The organism is Clostridium sp. TJA038 (assembly GCF_058310255.1).
This window is the reverse complement of record NZ_JBZEFA010000007.1, coordinates 1-20,502: the sequence shown is the minus strand read 5'-3', so window position 1 is coordinate 20,502 and position 20,502 is coordinate 1. Positions and strand designations below refer to the sequence as shown.

The 20,502-nt window shown below is 26.6% G+C and carries 13 protein-coding genes, 5 tRNA genes and 1 other annotated feature; of the genes, 2 read left to right on the top strand and 16 right to left on the bottom strand.

Annotated features, from left to right (window positions below; translation table 11 throughout):
- Window positions 1-44: 44 nt before the first annotated feature.
- Window positions 45-1,016, bottom strand: coding sequence for a 3'-5' exoribonuclease YhaM family protein (locus AC4FQV_RS10190; protein ID WP_491140270.1), 972 nt, complete (start codon window positions 1,014-1,016; stop codon window positions 45-47).
- A 134-nt stretch (window positions 1,017-1,150) separates the two neighbouring features.
- Between AC4FQV_RS10190 and AC4FQV_RS10185 the strand changes: the two genes are divergently transcribed.
- The gene (locus tag AC4FQV_RS10185) at window positions 1,151-2,419 is read left to right on the top strand and encodes a CCA tRNA nucleotidyltransferase (RefSeq protein WP_491140323.1); all 1,269 of its coding nucleotides are present in this window, start codon (window positions 1,151-1,153) and stop codon (window positions 2,417-2,419) included.
- A gap of 217 nt (window positions 2,420-2,636) precedes the next feature.
- Here AC4FQV_RS10185 and addA read toward each other — a convergent pair whose 3' ends face one another.
- Together addA and addB are read right to left on the bottom strand one after the other, a co-directional pair.
- The gene (gene addA / locus AC4FQV_RS10180; protein ID WP_491165436.1) at window positions 2,637-6,437 is read right to left on the bottom strand and encodes a helicase-exonuclease AddAB subunit AddA; all 3,801 of its coding nucleotides are present in this window, start codon (window positions 6,435-6,437) and stop codon (window positions 2,637-2,639) included.
- Complete coding sequence (addB, locus tag AC4FQV_RS10175; RefSeq protein ID WP_491165435.1) at window positions 6,427-9,903, bottom strand: helicase-exonuclease AddAB subunit AddB; 3,477 nt, start codon at window positions 9,901-9,903, stop codon at window positions 6,427-6,429. Before addB ends, addA begins: the two co-directional genes overlap by 11 nt.
- A gap of 205 nt (window positions 9,904-10,108) precedes the next feature.
- On the opposite strand from addB, the gene AC4FQV_RS10170 reads away from it, so the two are divergent.
- The gene (locus AC4FQV_RS10170; RefSeq protein WP_491165434.1) at window positions 10,109-10,279 is read left to right on the top strand and encodes a hypothetical protein; all 171 of its coding nucleotides are present in this window, start codon (window positions 10,109-10,111) and stop codon (window positions 10,277-10,279) included.
- A gap of 72 nt (window positions 10,280-10,351) precedes the next feature.
- Here AC4FQV_RS10170 and AC4FQV_RS10165 read toward each other — a convergent pair whose 3' ends face one another.
- The 13 genes from AC4FQV_RS10165 to AC4FQV_RS10105 form a co-directional block, all read right to left on the bottom strand.
- The gene (locus tag AC4FQV_RS10165) at window positions 10,352-11,233 is read right to left on the bottom strand and encodes a metallophosphoesterase (RefSeq protein WP_491140266.1); all 882 of its coding nucleotides are present in this window, start codon (window positions 11,231-11,233) and stop codon (window positions 10,352-10,354) included.
- A gap of 96 nt (window positions 11,234-11,329) precedes the next feature.
- Window positions 11,330-11,420: transfer RNA gene (locus tag AC4FQV_RS10160), tRNA-Ser, on the bottom strand.
- A gap of 5 nt (window positions 11,421-11,425) precedes the next feature.
- Window positions 11,426-11,516: transfer RNA gene (locus tag AC4FQV_RS10155), tRNA-Ser, on the bottom strand.
- Window positions 11,517-11,622: 106 nt separating this feature from the next.
- Window positions 11,623-11,889 (bottom strand): hypothetical protein, encoded by a 267-nt coding sequence (locus tag AC4FQV_RS10150; protein ID WP_491140265.1) that lies wholly within the window; start codon window positions 11,887-11,889, stop codon window positions 11,623-11,625.
- Between the two features lie 225 nt (window positions 11,890-12,114).
- Window positions 12,115-12,205, bottom strand: a tRNA-Ser gene (locus AC4FQV_RS10145).
- A 215-nt stretch (window positions 12,206-12,420) separates the two neighbouring features.
- Window positions 12,421-12,511: transfer RNA gene (locus AC4FQV_RS10140), tRNA-Ser, on the bottom strand.
- 123 nt (window positions 12,512-12,634) lie between these two features.
- A complete protein-coding gene (locus AC4FQV_RS10135) occupies window positions 12,635-13,048 on the bottom strand; it encodes a hypothetical protein (RefSeq protein ID WP_491165433.1) in 414 nt (137 codons plus the stop codon).
- Between the two features lie 117 nt (window positions 13,049-13,165).
- A complete protein-coding gene (serS, locus tag AC4FQV_RS10130; protein WP_491140263.1) occupies window positions 13,166-14,443 on the bottom strand; it encodes a serine--tRNA ligase in 1,278 nt (425 codons plus the stop codon).
- An 87-nt stretch (window positions 14,444-14,530) separates the two neighbouring features.
- Window positions 14,531-14,734: a binding site (T-box leader), on the bottom strand.
- A 58-nt stretch (window positions 14,735-14,792) separates the two neighbouring features.
- A complete protein-coding gene (locus AC4FQV_RS10125; protein ID WP_491140261.1) occupies window positions 14,793-15,026 on the bottom strand; it encodes a DUF1667 domain-containing protein in 234 nt (77 codons plus the stop codon).
- A gap of 12 nt (window positions 15,027-15,038) precedes the next feature.
- Window positions 15,039-16,433 (bottom strand): NAD(P)/FAD-dependent oxidoreductase, encoded by a 1,395-nt coding sequence (locus AC4FQV_RS10120; protein ID WP_491140259.1) that lies wholly within the window; start codon window positions 16,431-16,433, stop codon window positions 15,039-15,041.
- 143 nt (window positions 16,434-16,576) lie between these two features.
- Window positions 16,577-19,330: a UPF0182 family protein gene (locus tag AC4FQV_RS10115; RefSeq protein WP_491165432.1), complete on the bottom strand. Its 2,754-nt coding sequence runs from the start codon at window positions 19,328-19,330 to the stop codon at window positions 16,577-16,579.
- 319 nt (window positions 19,331-19,649) lie between these two features.
- Window positions 19,650-20,156 carry an HD domain-containing protein gene (locus AC4FQV_RS10110; protein WP_491140257.1) on the bottom strand — a complete coding sequence of 169 codons (507 nt, stop codon included), beginning with the start codon at window positions 20,154-20,156 and terminating at the stop codon, window positions 19,650-19,652.
- A 265-nt stretch (window positions 20,157-20,421) separates the two neighbouring features.
- Window positions 20,422-20,497: transfer RNA gene (locus tag AC4FQV_RS10105), tRNA-Ala, on the bottom strand.
- Between the last annotated feature and the right edge of the window lie 5 nt (window positions 20,498-20,502).

Below are 20,502 nucleotides of genomic sequence, written 5' to 3'. Positions count from 1 at the left end.
AAATTATATAAATTAAATTTGTCTACTTTATTATCTAATTAAATCTAATTATTTTTTCCATACATTCCATGATTATATATTCTTCTACTATCTAAAGACCAAATTCTTTCTGAGAACTCATTCTCATTTGTTTCTTTAATAGCTTTTCTCATATCGTACATTCTAGCATCCATAACATCTAAATAATGTAACATTTCAGCTTCTGGTATAAGAGGTTTAATAGGACTTCCATACTCTGGCTCATAGTGATGTGATAAAACCATATGTTGAAGTAACATTATAATTTTACTATCTGCATTAACCTCTTTTCCTATTACCTCAATTTCCTTTACTCCCTGTGTAATATGACCAAGTAAAGTTCCTTCTAAAGTATATTCATCTACTATTCCCATTTCATTAGAAGACATTTCTTTTATTTTAGCCATATCATGAAGTATTACTCCTGCATAAACTAAATCTCTATTTAAGAAATCATATATTGAACAAATACTTTCTGCTAACTTTAGCATAGTTGTTATATGATATAAAAGTCCTCCCTTTATTGAATGATGATTAGATTTAGCAGCTGGATAATACATAAGTTTATCCTTATTAATCTCTAAAATTCTATTAAGAATATTTTTTATATCTAAATCCTTCATATTATCAACAGTATTTTTTATAAAACTAAACATTTCATCACTAGTGTATGGTGCACTTTGAACAAAATCATCTAAGTTTATATTATCTTCTTCACTAACTTTATCAAAATGTTCAACCTTTAACTGTAAAGTTCCTTGCCAACTATTGACTGTCCCTCTTATTTTAAATACTGTATTGCTTTTTAATTCTTCATGCTCAGGTTTAATCTCCCATACTTTACCTAATATATCACCAGTTTTATCACTTAAAACTAAATCTAAATATTTCTTCCCACCAGAATTAGTAGTTTTTAAAGTAACTGATTTTAAAAGAAAAAAACCCTCAACTCTTTCTCCTTTAACGAATTCACCTATCTTTTTAACTGGTATGTCCATAAGTCTATCCTTTCTTTCATTTAATCTCTATTTTAATTATTGCATATTATTATTTTTTGTAAACAAATAAGTGCTCTATTTATAGCTAAAATTTGCATTAATTGATAAAATAACTACTAGGAGGTGACATGTTAATGAAATTACCTAACAATGTCCAATATATCTTAGAGAAATTTAACTCTAATGGCTTTGAAGCCTTCATAGTTGGTGGTTGTGTAAGAGATTCTTTATTAAATAAAAAACCTGAAGATTATGATATTACAACCAATGCATTTCCTGAAAAAATAGAAGAGTTATTTGAAAAAACAATTCCAACAGGAATTAAACATGGAACAATAACTGTTTTAATAGATAAAACACCTTATGAAGTAACTACTTATAGAGTAGATGGTGAATATTTAAATAATAGAAAACCTAAGGATGTAAAATTTGTTTCTAATATAGAAGAAGATTTATCAAGAAGAGATTTTACAATAAATGCAATGGCATATAGCCCTTATTTAGGCTTTAAAGATTGTTTTAATGGAAAAGAAGATTTAAAAAATAAACTAATAAGATGTGTTGGAAATCCAGATAAACGCTTTTCTGAAGATGCTTTAAGAATGCTTAGAGCTATTAGATTTAGTTGTCAACTAAATTTCGAAATTGAAAAAAACACAGCTGAGTCTATAAAAAGAAATTTTAAACTTATAAAAAATATTAGTATGGAAAGAATTCAAAATGAATTTACTAAAATAATTTTAAGTGATGACCCAGATAAAGGTCTTATGTTACTTAGAAAACTTGGATTTTCTGACTTTTTAATTGAAGAATTTAAAAACCTAAAAATAATAAATTGCTATGATTTATATGATGATGTTCATGATACTTATGGATTAATAAATTCATTACCAAAAAAACTTCATGTAAGATTAGCAGGATTATTTTATAAAGTATTTAACTCTGAAAATGCAGTTAATGACTGTAAAACTATACTTAAAAAGCTTAAATACGATAATAATACAATAAATAATACCTGTAACTTAGTAGAAAACATAAATAATATTTCATGTAATATGACAAGAAAAAAACTAAAGTTACTTATAAATTCAGTTGGTGTTGAAAATATCTTTGACTTACTAGATTTACAAAAATGTTATTTATCATATATGGATGAATATGATACTGAATGTATAGATATTTTAAGAAATAGAATTTCTGATATTTTATCTTCAAAAGAGCCTATATTTATTAAAGATTTAAAAGTAACAGGAAATGATTTAATTAAAGAACTAAATTTAAAACCTGGAAAAAATATAGGTGTTTTATTAAATTTTCTTCTTGAAAATGTAATGCAAACACCTGAATTAAATACAAAAGAAGATTTAATAAACCTTAGTAAACAATTTAATTCATATAATTAAAAATTTAAGAAGTCCTAAAATTAAAACTTAAATTTTTAAAGAAAAACCTTAGATTAATAAATTTTAAGATATTTATATTAAAATTTAAAATACTACTTTGAAGATATTTCTTAAAAAACTTCTATAAAAATTTAAAAGTTCATGTAAAACTAAACTATTTAACTTTAAAAGTTTTATTAGTATGTATCTTCAAAGTAGTCATTATATACTTTTAAGATTAATTATATTTTAAAGCTTTTTCAAGATAAAAGGAGTAAAGATAAGCCTCTTTAACCTCTTCTCCTAAAATTTTATTTAATGTAAATCTATATAATTTAATTTGATTTTCATATCTTTCTTTAAATATCTGTTCTTCATCTTTCTTAACATAATCTGTTTTATAATCTAAAAGAACATATCCATCTTCCTCTTCAAAGAAAAGGTCTATAATACCTTGTAATCTAAGCTTTTCATCATCTTCTACCTCATCATTAATATTATCTTTTATAACGCTAACAGGAATTTCAGTTATAAAAGGTAACTCTCTATATATTTTTCTTCCTTCTTTATATGCTTTTAATAATCTCTTACCTAAATCACTTTTAAAGAATTTTTGTATTTTAAATATATTTACTACCTTTCCTTCTTCTTCTGTTAAAAGTTCTTTTTCAACCATTTTATTAACTTCTTCACATATTTCTTCTATGCTATTAACCTTATCTAAAGAAATATGTTGCATTACAAAGTGTGTTATAGTTCCCTTTTTAGCTGCTGAAAAATCCTTTATTTTTTCTTGCATAAATTTAGGCTTTCTTTTTATTTTATTTTCTTCTTCTTTTTCTTTATAATTATCAAACTCTCCATAACTTTCACTAATACTTTCTTCCTCATTCTTAAGGCTTTTTAACTCAGTTACAGATATATTTGATGGAATATTACAAGATTCTATATATTTATATTTAAAATCTAATCTATTTTTTACTTCTATATAATCTTCCTTACTTTTTTCCTTATCCCAATTATCAAAATTAAACTCATTTGTAACTTCTTTTTTATCATTCTCTTTCTCTAAAAGCTCGCCTTTATTCCAAAGCTTAAAAGCCCACTTAGAATTATCATTTACACTTAAATTAAATTCTAAATTTCCTATATTTCTTATAATATCTCCATCTTTATGTTTAGCTAAAGCCATGCAAATCCAATCTAAATAGCTTCTTCCCTTTAAAACATTACTAGGATTAATAATATTATCACCTTCACTTACAAAATTACACCATCTTTCACAGGCTTTTTCAAAGTCTGAAACTGCTCCTGTTATAATTAATTTTTCCTTTGCTCTTGTAAAGGCAACATATAATATCCTCATTTCTTCAGATAAAACTTCTAATTCACATTTTTTCTTTATAGCATTTTTTTGAAGAGTATCATACCTTATTCTCTTATCTACATCTATACAATTTGTTCCAATACCTAAAGTTTCATGTAAAAGTATATCTTCTCGTAAGTCTCTTTTATTAAACTGCTTTCCAGTCCCTCCTAAAATAACAACTGGAAACTCTAGCCCCTTACTCTTATGAATACTCATTATTCTAACAACATCTTCATTCTCTCCAAGAATTTTTGCACTTCCCATATCCCCTGAAGATTTTTTTAGCTTATTTATAAAGTTTATAAAATTAAATAACCCCTTAAAACTTGTAGCTTCATACTGTCTAGCTCTTTGGAATAATATTTTCAAATTGGCCTGTCTTTGAATTCCATTTGGCATTGTACCAACATACCCATAATAAGATGTATCTGAATATAAAAACCATATAAACTCATCTATAGGCATATATGATGCTTTCTCTCTCCACCTATTTAAGTTTTTCAAAAAATATTTACACTTCTCCTTTAACTCAATAGATATTAAATTATCGTACTCACTATTTACAACACCCTTTATTATTTCAAAAAAGTATTTATTCTTATCTAATAGTCTTAAATCAGCAAACTCATTAGCTGTAAAAGAAAATATAGGTGAACGTAAAGAAGATAAAATATAAATATCTTGCATAGGATTATCAATTATATGCAATAATGACAAAATAGTTCTTATCTCAATTGTTTCAAAATATCCTGTACCTGTATCTGCATAAACAGGTATACCATAAGTTCCTAGTTCATCAACAAAGGTTTCAGCCCAGTTCTTAGTAGCTCTAAGCAAAATAACTATATCCTTATATTTTATCTTCCTATACTTTCCTAAATTCTTATCAAAAACCATATATGCTTTTTTATTCTTAGGAAACATTAATTCTTTAATCTTATTTCCAATAATTCTAGCTTCTAACTGTATTGAATCTAAGTCCTCTTCCTCATCACTTTCTTCCTCAATCTCTTTTTCAATAAATCCTTTTTCACCAGATTTATTTAATATCTCAACTTCTATAGGACCTGCAAATTTTAAATTTTCTATTTCACTTTTATATTCCTTTTCAACATTATAAATACTTAGTTCTTCATATAAAGCTCCTAAATTAAGGGCTTCTTTCTCATCATATTCAAGCTCTCCAACAGTACTACTCATTAAAGTTTTAAAGATATAATTTACTCCATCTATAACTTCTTCTCTACTTCTAAAATTTTTATAAAGCATTATTTTTCTATTTAATCCTAAATCCTCTTTATAATTTATATACTTATCTAAAAAAAGGTCAGGATTAGCTTGTCTAAACTTATATATACTCTGTTTAACATCTCCAACCATAAATACATTAGGATTTTCAACATCTCTTCTTGAAACCATTCCTACAATTGTTTCTTGAATAGTATTACTGTCTTGATATTCATCAACTAAAACCTCTTCAAACTTATCTCTAAATTCTAAAGCAACTTTAGAAGGAATTATGTTTCCCTTCTCATCTTTATCTATTAATATTTTTAAGCAAAGATGCTCTAAATCATTAAAATCTAAAATATCCTTTTCTCTTTTCTTATCTCTATATTTATTAGAAAATTCAATTACTAAATCCTTTAAACAATTCATTAGTCTATACATCTTATTCATTCCTAAAATAGCTTCTTCTAAAGAAGTTTCAAAAACATTATCTCTTAAATTTTCTACTATTTTTTTGCTTTCATCTCTAAGATTTTTAGTTTTCTCTAAAGCTCTTTCATCATTAACCTTTGTCTTTCTAACAGACTTTAATCTTCCAAACTTAGCACCCATAAGCTTATTATAAAACTTTACTATACCATTATTTAATTCTTCCTTAAGCTCTTGAACCTGTTCTATTTCAGGATATATATTAATTAGATAAGGCTCAAGCCCCTCATCCATTTCAGCAATTCCTTTAGCTTGATTAAGCATTGAGTTAGCATTGTTTAAATCTAAAAGTATGCTTTCTTTTAATACATTTACCCACTCTTTACTATCAAGTTCCTCTACAGACTTTATTTGAAATTCACTAACCTTTTCCTCTAACCACTTTTCTGGCCAAGGTCCACTCATTATAAAATTATAAAATTTAAATATTATATTGTTTAATTTATCATCACTTTTACTGCCCCCATAAGCCTCAACTAAATCCTTAAAGCACTTATCTTCCTTACTATACATTTCTTCAAAAAGGTCTGCTAAAATATCCTGCTTTATAAGCTCACATTCTGTTTGGTCCCCTATCCTAAACCCAGGGTCTAAATCTATTAAATGAAAATTATTTTTTATAACTTCTAAACAAAAAGAATGCATAGTTGTTATACTAGCTCTATTTAAAAGTGCTAATTGTCTCTGTAAAACCTTAGAATTTGGGTCCTTCTCTAAAGCTTTAGATATAGCATCTCCTATTCTTTCTCTCATCTCAGAGGCTGCAGCATTAGTAAATGTTACAACTAATAATCTATCTATATCAATAGGATTTTCAGTATCTGTTATCATCTTTATTATTCTTTCAACTAAAACAGCAGTTTTTCCAGAACCTGCTGCTGCAGCTACTAAAAGATTACAATTTCTAGTATTAATAGCTAGTTCTTGTTCCTTAGTCCACTTAGTTCCCATTTAAATCACCACCTATCTTCTCACTTATATTATCCCAAAGTTCCTCATCTTTTTTCTTAACAATAACTTTATACCTGTTGTCTTCTAAACTAGAATCAAACTGGCATATATGTGAATACTCACAATTATCACAAACAGTATTTTTATTTTCCTTACAAGGTTCTATATTAATTCTACCCTCTATCATATCTTGACATATCTCAATCATTTTTTTATTTACATATTCTCTTAATAAATCAAATTGATTTTTGCTTATTAAAGCTTTATTTTTACCTAGCTCCCCAGATTTCTTCATATTTGCAGGAATTATAAGAGAATGAGTTCCTGGCTCTAATTTATTATCCATAGCTTTAACAACTTCTATATCATTTAATAAAAGTCCTTCTAACTTTAACTCTTTTAAAATTTCATCTTTTATTTCATCTTCTGTTAAATCACCCTTAGACTTTAATATAGGGTCATCTATTTTAAAATAAAATATTGCCCCTGGCATAGCTTGACTTTCTAATATATTTTCTGAATTATTTATAAGTGCATCTAGATAAACTAAAAGTTGCATTTGAAGTCCATAATAAAATTTATTTAAATCAAATTTTTTAGAACCTGTTTTATAATCTATAATTCTTAAATAAGTTTCTTCACCACACTCTAGTTTATCAACTCTATCTATTCTTCCATTTAAATAAAATTTTTCTCCTGAAGGAAGTTCTAGTTTTATTGAATCTAAGTCATCATAAGAACCAAAGGATAACTCATTTTTATAAATCTCAAAATTACTTCTTCTCATTTGTTCACTAATTATAAGAACTGACTTTGTAAGAATCCTTTTAAATCTTTCTGTAAAATATTCATACCTCTTAGAACTATTTAATATAGATGACTTATTATTTTTAACCTGTTTATCAACTAAATAATTTATAGTATCTCTACAATTTTCTTTACTTAGTTCATTCCATTTTAATTCTTTTTCCTTTATTTCATTAGTAAATTCATCTAATATTTCATGCATAAAACTTCCCAAATCTGGTGCTGTAAATTCATATACCTTTCTATTCTTAGCTTTTAAACCATATTGTATATAATAAGCAAAAGGACATTGTGAATATCTTTCTAATCTAGAAACACTTAAAGAAATTTTATTTTTATTATCACTATAAAGTCTTTTTGCTCTTTCCTTTGATATACTGTTTTCTAAATTTGTATATTTAAGCCCCTTAACTATATAATCTATTTTTTCTTTCCATTTAGGCTGTTGTAAGTACCAATCATAAACATACTTCCAATAGCCTTCTATTTCATTTCCTTCATACTTTTCTCTAATAGCTATCATTAATTCATTTAACGTAGGAACTTTAGCAGAAACTTTATCATACTTATCTTTAACAAGCTTAAAACCATCACTTTCCTCTTTTATACTTGGAAATATCTTTTTAAGCCTATGAACAATAAAAGATGGTCTTTGAGACTTACCTTCAAAATCAGCTAAAGGATAGGTAACAACCAAATATTCTTCAGCTATAGTAAAAGCTGTATAAACTAAAAACTGTTCTTCAAAAATTTTATTTTTAGTATCAGATGCTAAACTTACTCCATTTTCAAGTAGAATTTCTCTATCACTATCTGACAATATACCTTCATCCTTTTTAGCAGAAGGTAAAACTCCGTCATTTACTCCTATTATATATAAAGCCTTAGCCCCTCTACTTTTTATCCTTGTTATATCCCCTATACTTACTTGGTCTAAAGCTATTGGTATAAGTCCCATTTCATATTTAGATAACCCAATATTTAATATATTCATAAAATCATCTAAACTTAAAAGCTCCTCTTCTAAAACATCAACTGCCTGTTCTAAAACCTCTATAAAAATATCTCTTACTTCTGAATACTCCTTAGCTTCTGTAGTCATATTATTTTTTTCAAAATACTGAACATAATCATCAATAGTATCCATAACATTTAACTTTTCATCTAAAAACTCATAAATAATTGTAGCAAATTCTTTTAACGTCTTTTTACCCTTACAACTTTCATAAAGTTCTTCTAAAGGAGAAACTATAACCTCTCTTATAGCATTTAATTTTTCTAAGGCTTCCTTATCTTCCTCAGATATTTCTTCCTCTTTTAAAATATTAAAACTATAATTAACCCAAGGTTCCTTCCACTTGTTCCCCTTAATTCCATAAGCTAAAACATAATTTTCTAATTCATCAATAAGTTCTGCTCCTTCAATTCCACTAAACTCTTTAAGAAGTCCAGTTTTAAGATATTTAAACATATTCTCATATGTCCAATTTTTACTTATTATATCTATAGCAGAATTAATAAAAACAATAAGAGGATTACTAGATATATCTATCTTTTTATCTATATAATAAGGTATTTCATATTCTGAAAATATTGCAGATATAATTTTCTCATAGCCCTCTATATCTTGACTTATAATTGAAATATCCTTAAATCTATATCCTTTCTCTCTAATAAGTCTTAATATATCCTTTGCAATAAAATCTACCTCATCATAATTATTATTTGCTCTATACAACCTTAAACTATCACATTCACCTTTATATCCTTTAGAGGAATAAAAATATAAATTATTTTCTAAATAAGCAAGATTTTTATTCTCTTTAAACCTATAAGGAACTCCATTATTTAAATTTAGATACCCACTAAAAGGAATATTTTCAGTTTCTATTAATTTAAGCAAACTATTTTCTGTTTTTTTAGTAGTAAAGAAAATATTGTTATCTCCCTTTTCAGCTTTATCATCCATACATAAAGTTATATTTACATTTTTAGCTTTTTTTAATAACTTACCTATAATACTTAATTGATTAGGCGTAAAGCTACTAAATTCATCTATCCAAATCTCTGAATCATCATATAAAGAACAATCATCTAATCTATCCTTTAATAAGGTAAGTTTATCCTCCTCATCTATATGAGCTTCATGCAATCTAGAATTAAACTCAACAAAAATATCCTTTAATTCTTCTATTTTCATTCTTAAATTTGCATCCTCTATTTTATCAATAACATTTAAATCTAAAACCTGTTCATCTACATTATATTTTTTAAACTCACTTATAATTTCAGAAACAATATCTATAAAGCCTTTTTGTTTAGATACATTTTCAAAAATAGTCATCTTATCACTTAAGTCCTCTAAAACTTTAAAAATCAGCATACTTTTCCCTGCATTGCCCATAATAGTTTTTGTTGTTCCACCACATTCATTAAAGACATTATGAGCAAGTCTTTTAAAGCTAAGAACTTCAGCTCTTAAAACATATTTTTCTCCTATCTCTTTTAAGACTTTATTTTCAGTTTGAAATGTAAATTGTTCAGGGACAATCAATACTAATTTATTTTTAGAAGAATTATTTATTCTTTTTTTTATTTCATTTATACAAAAAGAACTTTTACCAGTACCAGCTCTTCCATATATAATTTTTAATCCCATTTTTTCACCTCTTAATTATTTATATATTCAAAAATTCTCGCTTAAGTATACTAACATTTTATACTTAATTTTAACTTTTAAATAGCAATATAAGAAAAAATTTATATGAGTTATTTTATTGTAGAAATCCATTAAAATCCATTATATAATAATGGTGAAATCATAATTATTTAATATGGTTATTAACCAGTAGGGGGTATTTAAAGTGAAGATTAGTGACACATTTAAAAAGTTCGTAGATGCTACTGCTGAAATCGAAACTAAACTTGGAAATCCAATGGCTTGTTTCCTTGATGAGCAAGAAAGAGAAGAAAAAGAACGCGAGGAAAAAGAAAAATCTGAAAAAAATAAGACTAAGGACAAAAAACATGATTAATTAATCTATTGAAATAAAAATTTGTTCAAATAAAAAACTCTAATGTTTTATTTAAAACATTAGAGTTTTTTATTAGTAATTTTCTATTTTAACAGGTCCACCTATAATATCTCTACCAACAAATAAAGCGCCCTTATCATTAACCTTTATTGTCCATTTTATAAGAGAAATTTCTCCTTTAACTATTTCAATAGCTGTAACAGTTCTTGGCAAAACACAACATCCAATATTAAAATAAGTAGATTCTTTTTTGCTTTTAGGAAATAAAGTTTTATGAGTATGGCCTAAAATTATCCTAGTTTCATTTTCTTTAGCCCAAACTCTAATTTTCTCATCAAATAAATTTCTCTTATTATTACTCTTTGCTGGACTTGTAGGGTCCTTAAATCCTAAAAAAGCTTCTAAAATAGCCCAAACATATCTAACTAAAAATTTTGATAAAAATGCTAATTCATTATTTAAAAAATCAACTTGATGTCCATGAATTATGAAAAAATCTTTTTTACTTTCTTCATGAAAAAGAACTAAGGCCTCATATATCTTTAAATCATTATAAAAATTAATAGCACTATGACTAAATCTATTCTTTCTCTTGCTTCTTTTTAAAAAATTTATCTTAGACTTATCTATATCATGATTTCCATATAGCATATAAAGTCTATTTTTTTCTTTAAATTTTTCTAATATTTCATAAACCTCATAATTCATATCATATATTTCTTGTATGTTATTAAATTTCCAAAGTTCATCACCATCACCAACTTCTATATAAGTAAAGTTATTTTTATAATAATACCTTATAGCTGATAAATATATATTTATATTAGGAGCTAAACTATCCTTATATGTGCCATCACCTCTATGACAATCACTAAAAAACACAATTTTAGAATCATTATTAAAAATAATCCTTTTAGAACTATTCTTTAAATCATGTAGTTTTTCAATTTTCATTAATAACTCCAAAAACTTTTTCCTATATAAAATATATTTTTAATATATAAATATATTCTTAAAATAAAAAAAAGCATCTAGTAAACTAGATGCTTTTGGCGGAGAATCCGGGATTTGAACCCGGGCGCCGGTTGCCCGACCTACTCCCTTAGCAGGGGAGCCTCTTCAGCCACTTGAGTAATTCTCCACTTGTGGCGGAGAGAATGGGATTCGAACCCATGGTACGCTCACACGCACGCCGGTTTTCAAGACCGGTGCCTTAAACCAACTCGACCATCTCTCCATGCTCGACACATTTATTATTATATCACTTTTATTTTATATGTCAACTATTTTTTTAAAAAAGATACTATTTTTTTCTCTCATTTATAGTATCTTTTTTCAAATTATTATGTTAATGGGATTTTAACAAATAATATCCAAGTAAATACTGTTAAAACAAACCCTATTATATTTAATATTAATGGAAATTTCCCTTCATTATGCTTTTTAACAGCTATATAACCAGCAATAATTCCAGGTATTGAAAAAGGTAACCCCACAATAAAAAAGTATAATGCTGCAAAAATACTACTCCAACCTAAGTATAATGATAGTGTGTATGCTGTTGATCTTTTTGGTTTTTTAGGTCTAACTGGACCTGATGATCCTTTCAAAATATCTCCCCCCATTAAAATTAATATAATTAAATTATACATTTTTACATATAAACATAATTATATTATCTATAAATTTTATATTAACAATTTTTGTATATAAAAATATATTTTTTCTAATGTGTTATATTAAAAACTTTTATATAAAAGAAATGAATCAAAGACTAAATAATATTTATGGCTTTGCCTTAAACATAATAAAAGCACCTAGTAAACTAGATGCTTTGGCGGAGAATCCGGGATTTGAACCCGGGCGCCGGTTGCCCGACCTACTCCCTTAGCAGGGGAGCCTCTTCAGCCACTTGAGTAATTCTCCATAATATCCCATTTTAATTTTTTATAAAAAAAATGGCGGAGAGAATGGGATTCGAACCCATGGTACGCTCACACGCACGCCGGTTTTCAAGACCGGTGCCTTAAACCAACTCGANCCGGGCGCCGGTTGCCCGACCTACTCCCTTAGCAGGGGAGCCTCTTCAGCCACTTGAGTAATTCTCCATAATATCCCATTTTAATTTTTTATAAAAAAAATGGCGGAGAGAATGGGATTCGAACCCATGGTACGCTCACACGCACGCCGGTTTTCAAGACCGGTGCCTTAAACCAACTCGACCATCTCTCCGCGGTACGATAACAATTATATCAACTAAATATATATATGTCAACACTTTTTTATAAAAAAACAAGATATTTTATTATTATTGATAAAATATCTTGATAAAAACTAATTTAAATAAAAAACATATTATCTATCTCTATAATAACATCCGCAACCACAATTAGGTCTTTCTGGTTTTTCAGGCTTATTATTATTTTCGCTATAAACTTTATAACACTCTATAGTATCAAATAAATTTTTAAATGCTTCTAAAGTAACTCTATTTAAATTTTCTTCTAAATTAGAAATATCATTAAATAAGCTTTCTTCTTTTCTTCTTAAACTATTCAACTCTTCTTCTAATTCTTTTATTTTCTTTTGTAAGCTTTCTCTATTCTTAATTTTTTCATTAAGTCTTTCTCTTAACTCCTTACTATTCCTAGTTAAATCATAAGAAATTCTCTCTAGATTTTCACATTTATCAGTTTTATTTATATTATTTTCATTGTCATCATCATATTTATTCCATTTACATCCACAGCTATTATATCTATAATTCATAAATTACACCTCTCTTTTATTTCACCTAATTTATACTATGTTAATAAAACTGTATTTGATACAAAAATAAAAAACGGTATTAAAAATACCGTTTTTTATACAAATCTAATAAATAAATTATTTTAATAAATCACATCTCATATATTCTTTTAAAGCTTCTGGTATAACTACTGTACCATCTTCTTGTTGATAGTTTTCTAATATAGCAGCTACAGTTCTTCCAATTGCAACTCCTGAACCATTTAATGTATGAACAAATTGTGGTTTTTCTTTTGGTGAATTTTTATATTTTATATTAGCTCTTCTAGATTGGAAATCTTCAAAGTTTGAACAACTTGAAATTTCAACATATCTATTATAACTTGGCATCCATACCTCTATATCATATTTTAATGCAGCAGTAAATCCTAAATCACCTTTACATATTCTAACTATTCTATATGGAAGTCCTAATCCTTGTAATACTGATTCTGCATCTTGAACTAATTTATCTAATTCTTCATAACTTTCTTCTGGTTTACAAAACTTAACTAATTCAACCTTATTAAATTGATGTTGTCTTATAAGACCTCTTGTATCTCTTCCTGCTGAACCAGCCTCTGCTCTAAAACAAGCACTATATGCAGCATGTTTTATTGGAAGTTTATCTCCTTCTAAAGTTTCGTTTCTATACATGTTAGTTACAGGAACTTCTGCTGTTGGTATTAAGAAATATCCATTATTCTCAACCTTAAAAGCATCCTCTTCAAACTTTGGAAGTTGACCAGTACCAATCATACTATCTCTATTTACCATGTATGGAGGTAATACCTCTGTATATCCATTTTCAAAAGTATGCTTATCTAAGAAATAATTAATTATAGATCTTTCTAATCTAGCTCCCATTCCTTTGTAAACTGTAAATCTTGAACCTGCAATTTTTCCGCCTCTTTCAAAATCTAAAAGATCTAAATCTGTTCCTAAATCCCAATGTGCTTTTGGCTCAAAGTTAAATTTAGTAGGCTCTCCCCATCTCTTTATTTCAACATTGTCTTCGTCACTATCTCCCTCTGGAACAGCTGGGTTTGGTATGTTAGGAATTCTTAGCATAATATAAGTTATTTTATCATTTAATTCAGAAACTCTAGCATCATCAGCTTTTATTTTATCTCCTATTTCTCTCATTTCAGCCATTACTTCTGTAACATCTTCTCCAGCTTTCTTTCTTTTTGGAATTTCAGCTGAAACTTCATTTCTTTTCTTTTTTAGAGCCTCAACTTCAACTAAGATTTTTCTTCTCTCTTCATCTAAAGCTATAACCTCATCTATAACATTTACATCGAAGTCCTCACCTCTATTAGATAAAGCTTTTTTTACTTCTTCAGTATTACTTCTTAACTTTTTTAAATCTAACATTGCCATTCTCCTTTCAAGAAACCTATTTATATATTTTAAATTTGTTAACTAAAAATTTATATAAAAAAGGAGCCTTCTTTCCCTATAAAAAGGGACGAAAAGACTCCGCGTTGCCACCCTAATTGATAAAATTAAAAATTTTATCCTCTTAAAAAATCTAACGGTTAATCCGTACTGCTCATCACAGTCCCTCACAGGTGGATTCATGAAAATATTGTGTTAGTTCACACCAAAAACCACTAACTCTCTGAAATCAATATATAACATTACTAGCCTGCTCAAAGGTTTTATTATTAAATTAAATATAATATATTAAGAATATACTTTAATATTTGATTTTTGTCAATTCTTAACTATCCTTTGGAAGATTTTTTGTGCAAATAATGTCTACTCCTGTATTCATTATATTTTTACATACTATATTTCCACTTTCAGTTGGTACTCCAACATATAGTCTACTTAGTACATTTGAAAAATCAATCCACTTAGAAATCTCCACAGGTTTATTGCTTTTTACAGGAACCACATTATACTTTTTAGATCCCCTAACTCTAACTACACTAGTAAATATATCCTTATGCATAAAATCACCTCTTTAAACCTTATTAAATTCTTTAATTCTAGAGGCTAATACTTTAGAATTTTTTGAGTCCTCAACTATTTCTGTAGGTTTTTTCTCAAGTTCTCTTGCTAGTATATTTATTATTTTACTTATACAATAAGCCCCATGACAAGTTCCAAAGGTAGCACCTGTTCTTCTTTTTACTCCCTCAACAGTTCTTGCACCTAAAGGACGTCTTATGCAATCTACAATCTCCCCTTCACTAATTCCATTGCAAAGACAAACTATTTTACCATATCTTTTGTCTAAAGATATAAGTTCATTTCTTTCTTCATTAGATAATTCTCTAAAACGATAAAATTCCCTTCTTTTATCTATGAAATTTTTATTTAAGCTACAATTTAATTTATCTATTATCTCATCACATATTATTTTAGATACAGCTGGTGCTATAGTAACTTCACCATAATGGTTTCCCATAACCTTTATATAGCCTTTATTCTTTCTACTATCATCTATAATCATTCTATCCTGATTATGATTATCATAAAAAATATCCTTAACATGCTTTCTACTTATGCTATTTATCATCTCTTTAGCTATTTTTAATGATTTCATAAATCCTAAAGAATTATTTGAGTTTATACCTATTAAGGTGTCCCCATTAACTGTATTTTTTTGAATAATAAACTCTTCTTCATTTTTTAACTTCACAACTATATTAGAAGTTTTCTCTTTTATTTCATCATTTAATAATAAATAATAAGTTTTTAGAGCATTTTTTTGCTCATAATCCTTATCCTGATCTATAGTATAGTGTTCACTAGGAGTTGTATTAATAACAAATCTACAAGTAAATTTATTTTTGTTAGTTGTTACCTTAAAACCCTTAGCTATACTTTGTATATCTAAAACTACCTCTTCTAATCTAAAGCTAACTCCATTATCATAAGCTATTTCTGCAAATCCTATAGCTAAATCATACGGACTTGTAACAGCTATATTTTCCGAATACATAGCTTTCTTTATTTCCCCTTTATAATTTGGCTCAATCTCTCTTGCTCTTTCTTCATCAATTAAATAGATATTCTCTATTCCTCTAGATTTTGCCCTATTATAATTTTCTTCAATTATTTTAACTGTCTCATCACTATCTGCAATTGTTAAATGACCAACTCTCTTAAAGGGAACCTTTAACTTTTTAGTTATTTCAGGTAGCATCATATTTCCCATATTTTCTAAATAACTCATTAAATTATCCTTACATTCAGAACCGTCATAAACAATTGCTGTATTAACAAAAGATACGTCATCTGCAATATCAAAATCTTTCTCTATAAGAGCTATATTTAAGTTATACTTTGACAACTCATATGCAACAGAACATCCTATTATTCCTCCACCTAATATCAATACATCATAATCCACATGCTTCACCCCTAGCTCTTAGATATATTACAATAAGAATTATAACATAAAATCATTAAACTATTATACGCCTTCATAAATTTATGAAATGCAAAAGCATGTTAAGTAAATATAAAAATATACTTAACATGCTTAAAATAAAATTATTCCTTAGAAAGCTTATTTAATAAATTTCCTAACTTATCAATAAGTTCTCCATAATTTGCCCACTCTCCATTTTTCTGAGCTTCTATAGCTTTATTAAATAACCCTGCTGCTTCTTTTATATCTCCACTACCTGAAGTAACTTCTTCCTTGTTTTCCTCTGCATCATTTTCTTCAATATTACTATTTTCTTCGCTATAGTTAAATAGCTTTAATAGTGCTTTTTCTACATTTTCTTCTATAACTATTTTATCACCATTAGAAAGAATTACTCTCTTCATCTCTGGCATACTATTTTCAGAACTAGCTTTTAAATAAATTGTATTTAAATACAATAAAGAATCCTCTATAGGAACTATAACTAAATCTCCATAAATAACCTCTGAACCTTTTCCTTCCCAAAGGCTTATCTCCTTAGATATATTAGGGTCTTGTTGAATTCTATTTTTAAATAAAATAGGGCTATATATAGTTCTTTGTGGTGGGAATTTATACATTACTAATTCTCCATAATTTTCTCCATCCATTCTAGCTCCTAAAAGTGCTACCATACTTTGCTTTCCTCTCATATTGAAATAATCTAAAAGCATCATTTCAACCTTTTCTTCTCCTGGTAACTTTGTCATAAGGTAAAGCCCTTCATTTTCATCTTCTATTATTTTATTTTCTTCTCTTAATTTAAGAGCAAATTTTTCATCTAAATTTTCTTCTCTTTCAATCTCTCCACCTTGTTTAACAACCTCTAAAGACCTATCCCATAAATCTTCTTCAGTAAATAGCTTTATAGGGTCATCTACATGATATTTAGTTAAAACCTTACTTTGTAACTCAAATAAATCTTGAGGATATCTAAAATGTTCCTTTAAATCTTTTGGCATCATTGATAAAGGCTTAAATAAACCCTTATATATCTTGGCATATGCATTAATTATAGGGTCTTTATCATCAGCTATATAAAAGTCAACTGTTCCATTAAAGGCATCAACTACAACCTTTACTGAATTTCTTATATAATTAACTCCTTCATGAGGTTCTGAAAAAGGATATTTATCTGTTGTTGTATAAGCATCCATCATCCAAACTAATCTTCCATCATGAATAACTATATATGGGTCACTATCATAAGATAAAAATGGTGCTATAGTCTTAACTCTCTTCATAATATTACGATTTAGTATTATTCTACTTTCAGAAGTTATTGAACTAGACATTAATATTTTAGGATTCTTTTCATAAATACTAAATAACACTCTATTTAAAGGTGTCATTTTTAATCCACCAGTTCCATTATAGTTAAATGTATTTTCAGTATCTCCAGTTGGATAATCAAACTCTCCACCTTCAGTATTTACAATTACATAGTCATTATCACTTTCTCCAAAATATATTCTTGGATTTTCTAAATCTATATTTGCAGTATTAACTGTAGGTATATCCTTCATTACAAAATCAGGTTGTCCAAATTCAGTTACACTATTTACTCTACTCATTGCAACTCCATAACCATGAGTATATCTAAGATGCTTATTTTGCCAAGTAGTCATAGAATCTCTATTTATTTCTCTTGGTGATATAAAAACTTGAGTATATTCATCATTTATTTTATATCTATCAGTATCAACATCATTAAATTCATAATAATTTTTTATAAGTTGAACTTGTTTATAAAAACTTAAAAGAGGGCCTGTAGAGTTTACCTTTAAATTCTCAATAATATCTTTATTATTATTAATTTTTTCACTAGTTATATTTTCATTAGGCTCCATTTCCTTAACTTCTATCTTATCAATATTAAAAGCTCTTTTAGTAGCTTCAATATTATGAGCTATATAGGGTTTTTCAAGTTCCATTTCATTTGGTTTAACAACAAATTGTTGAGTAATTAAAGCAACTACAGGCTCTAAAACAATTAATACTGCAACTGTTGCAATAGAAATAACAATTGGTCTAAATTTTAATTTTAAAATAGAAATAAAAACTACTATAGCTGATATTAAACATACTATAGCTATAACCTTATAAAAAGTCATAGTTATTTTAACATCCGTATAACTAGCTCCATAGGCTACTCCCCTAGTGCTGTAAACTAAGTTATAAGACTTAAGCAAATAACTTCCTCCAACTAATAAAGAAAGAATTGATGCTAAAACTGCTAACTGCTTTCCAGCAAATTTTCTTATTCCATAAGCCTTGTTATTTATACTTATAACATTATCTTTACTTTGAATTATTTTATCCTTAATACCTAAAACTAAATATATAATAACTGTTATTATAACTAAAACTATTATTAAAGAAATAGCTGTGCTTAATATAGATTGTATTAACGGCAACTTAAATACATAAAAAGATACATCCTTTTTAAAAATAGGGTCTACTTCCCCAAAAGAAACAGAATTACTAAACAATAATATTTTGTACCATTGAGTTATAGCTGTAACTCCTGCACCAAAAAAAGAAATAACTAAATTAAAAATCCAAAAATATTTTTTAGTACTTTTAAACTTTTCATCCCCAACTAAACTTTTAATACTATTTCTTAAGGTTAATAAATATATAGCTATAGCAATAAAATACAAAGCAAATATCGGAATAAATAACTTACAAATAGCAATAAGCTTAGTAAAAAATACGTTTAAATATCCTACTTCGTTAAACCATTGAAGATTTATTATAAAATTAGTTGAAACGAAAAAAATTACAACTATAAGTAAGATACTAAAAATAATAATATTACGTATTTTACTTTTCAAAATTCCCCCTCCTTAAAATTAAATATTTCATATATTAATTAAATTAAAGCAAAAATATTATTTTAAAATAAAATAATAAAAAATATATTTAAATCTTAAATTTAAATTAAAGGTCAAAAAATTATAAATATAAATATTTTTCATATAAACTATATTATTTTACTTATAAGAAAGTATATTATTAAATCTAATAAATTAAGGTCCCTTACTCCCTAACTATTAGATTTAAATTAGTTTATTTTATTATTTTATGTTTATTAATAATATAAATAGCTTTAATAAAATTCTATTTAACTAAGCTTAAATTTATATATAAAAATTAATTTTTATCATCAGCTTCTTTTAATATACTTAAAAATATATTTTTATTGTCCCCATTATAAGAATGATGATTTTTTATTGCTTCTACAAAATTCTTATTGTAATTTTTTTCATTTAAATAATCAAAAGCCTTAAAAGCATGGTTATAGTAAATATATATAGCCTTTATATTTTGATATTTTTGTATTTTATTTTTAGAAATTTTTTTACCTAAAACTAAAAGAGATTTTTTAACTAAATTCAATGGATAATATAGTTTTCCTATATCATGTAATAAACCTAATTTAGCTATTTCAAAAAGCTTTTCTTTAGAAGTTATTCCATTTTTTATAGCTATAGAAACACACTCTTTAGAAACTTTTATACAATGAAACTGCTCTCCTTTTTTTAACTTTAAAAATAATTTTAATTCTTCACTATTTAAAAATGAGCTAACATAATCATAATCTAATTCTTTAAAATTTGCAGAAAGCGCCCATAAAACTTGTTTTATTCTATAAAGCATCTTTTGTATCACCTTCTATTTTAAATAATGTTAATAAAGTAAATTATACCATATAAATACAATTATTATATATTATCTTTCCGTTAAAATATTTATCCACTAAATCACAGGTAATAATTATGTTTTTGTGGATAACTTGTTCTTTATCTTATTAAATCTGTGGAAAATTTTAATTTTGAAATGAAATTTACTAGAATATAAATAATTTAAGATTTTTAGAATTTAAGAAAATAAAAAAACTCTAAACAATATTGTTTAGAGTTTTTGGTGGAGGTAAGGAGATTCGAACTCCTGACCCCCTGCGTGCAAGGCAGGTGCTCTCCCAACTGAGCTATACCCCCAAAAA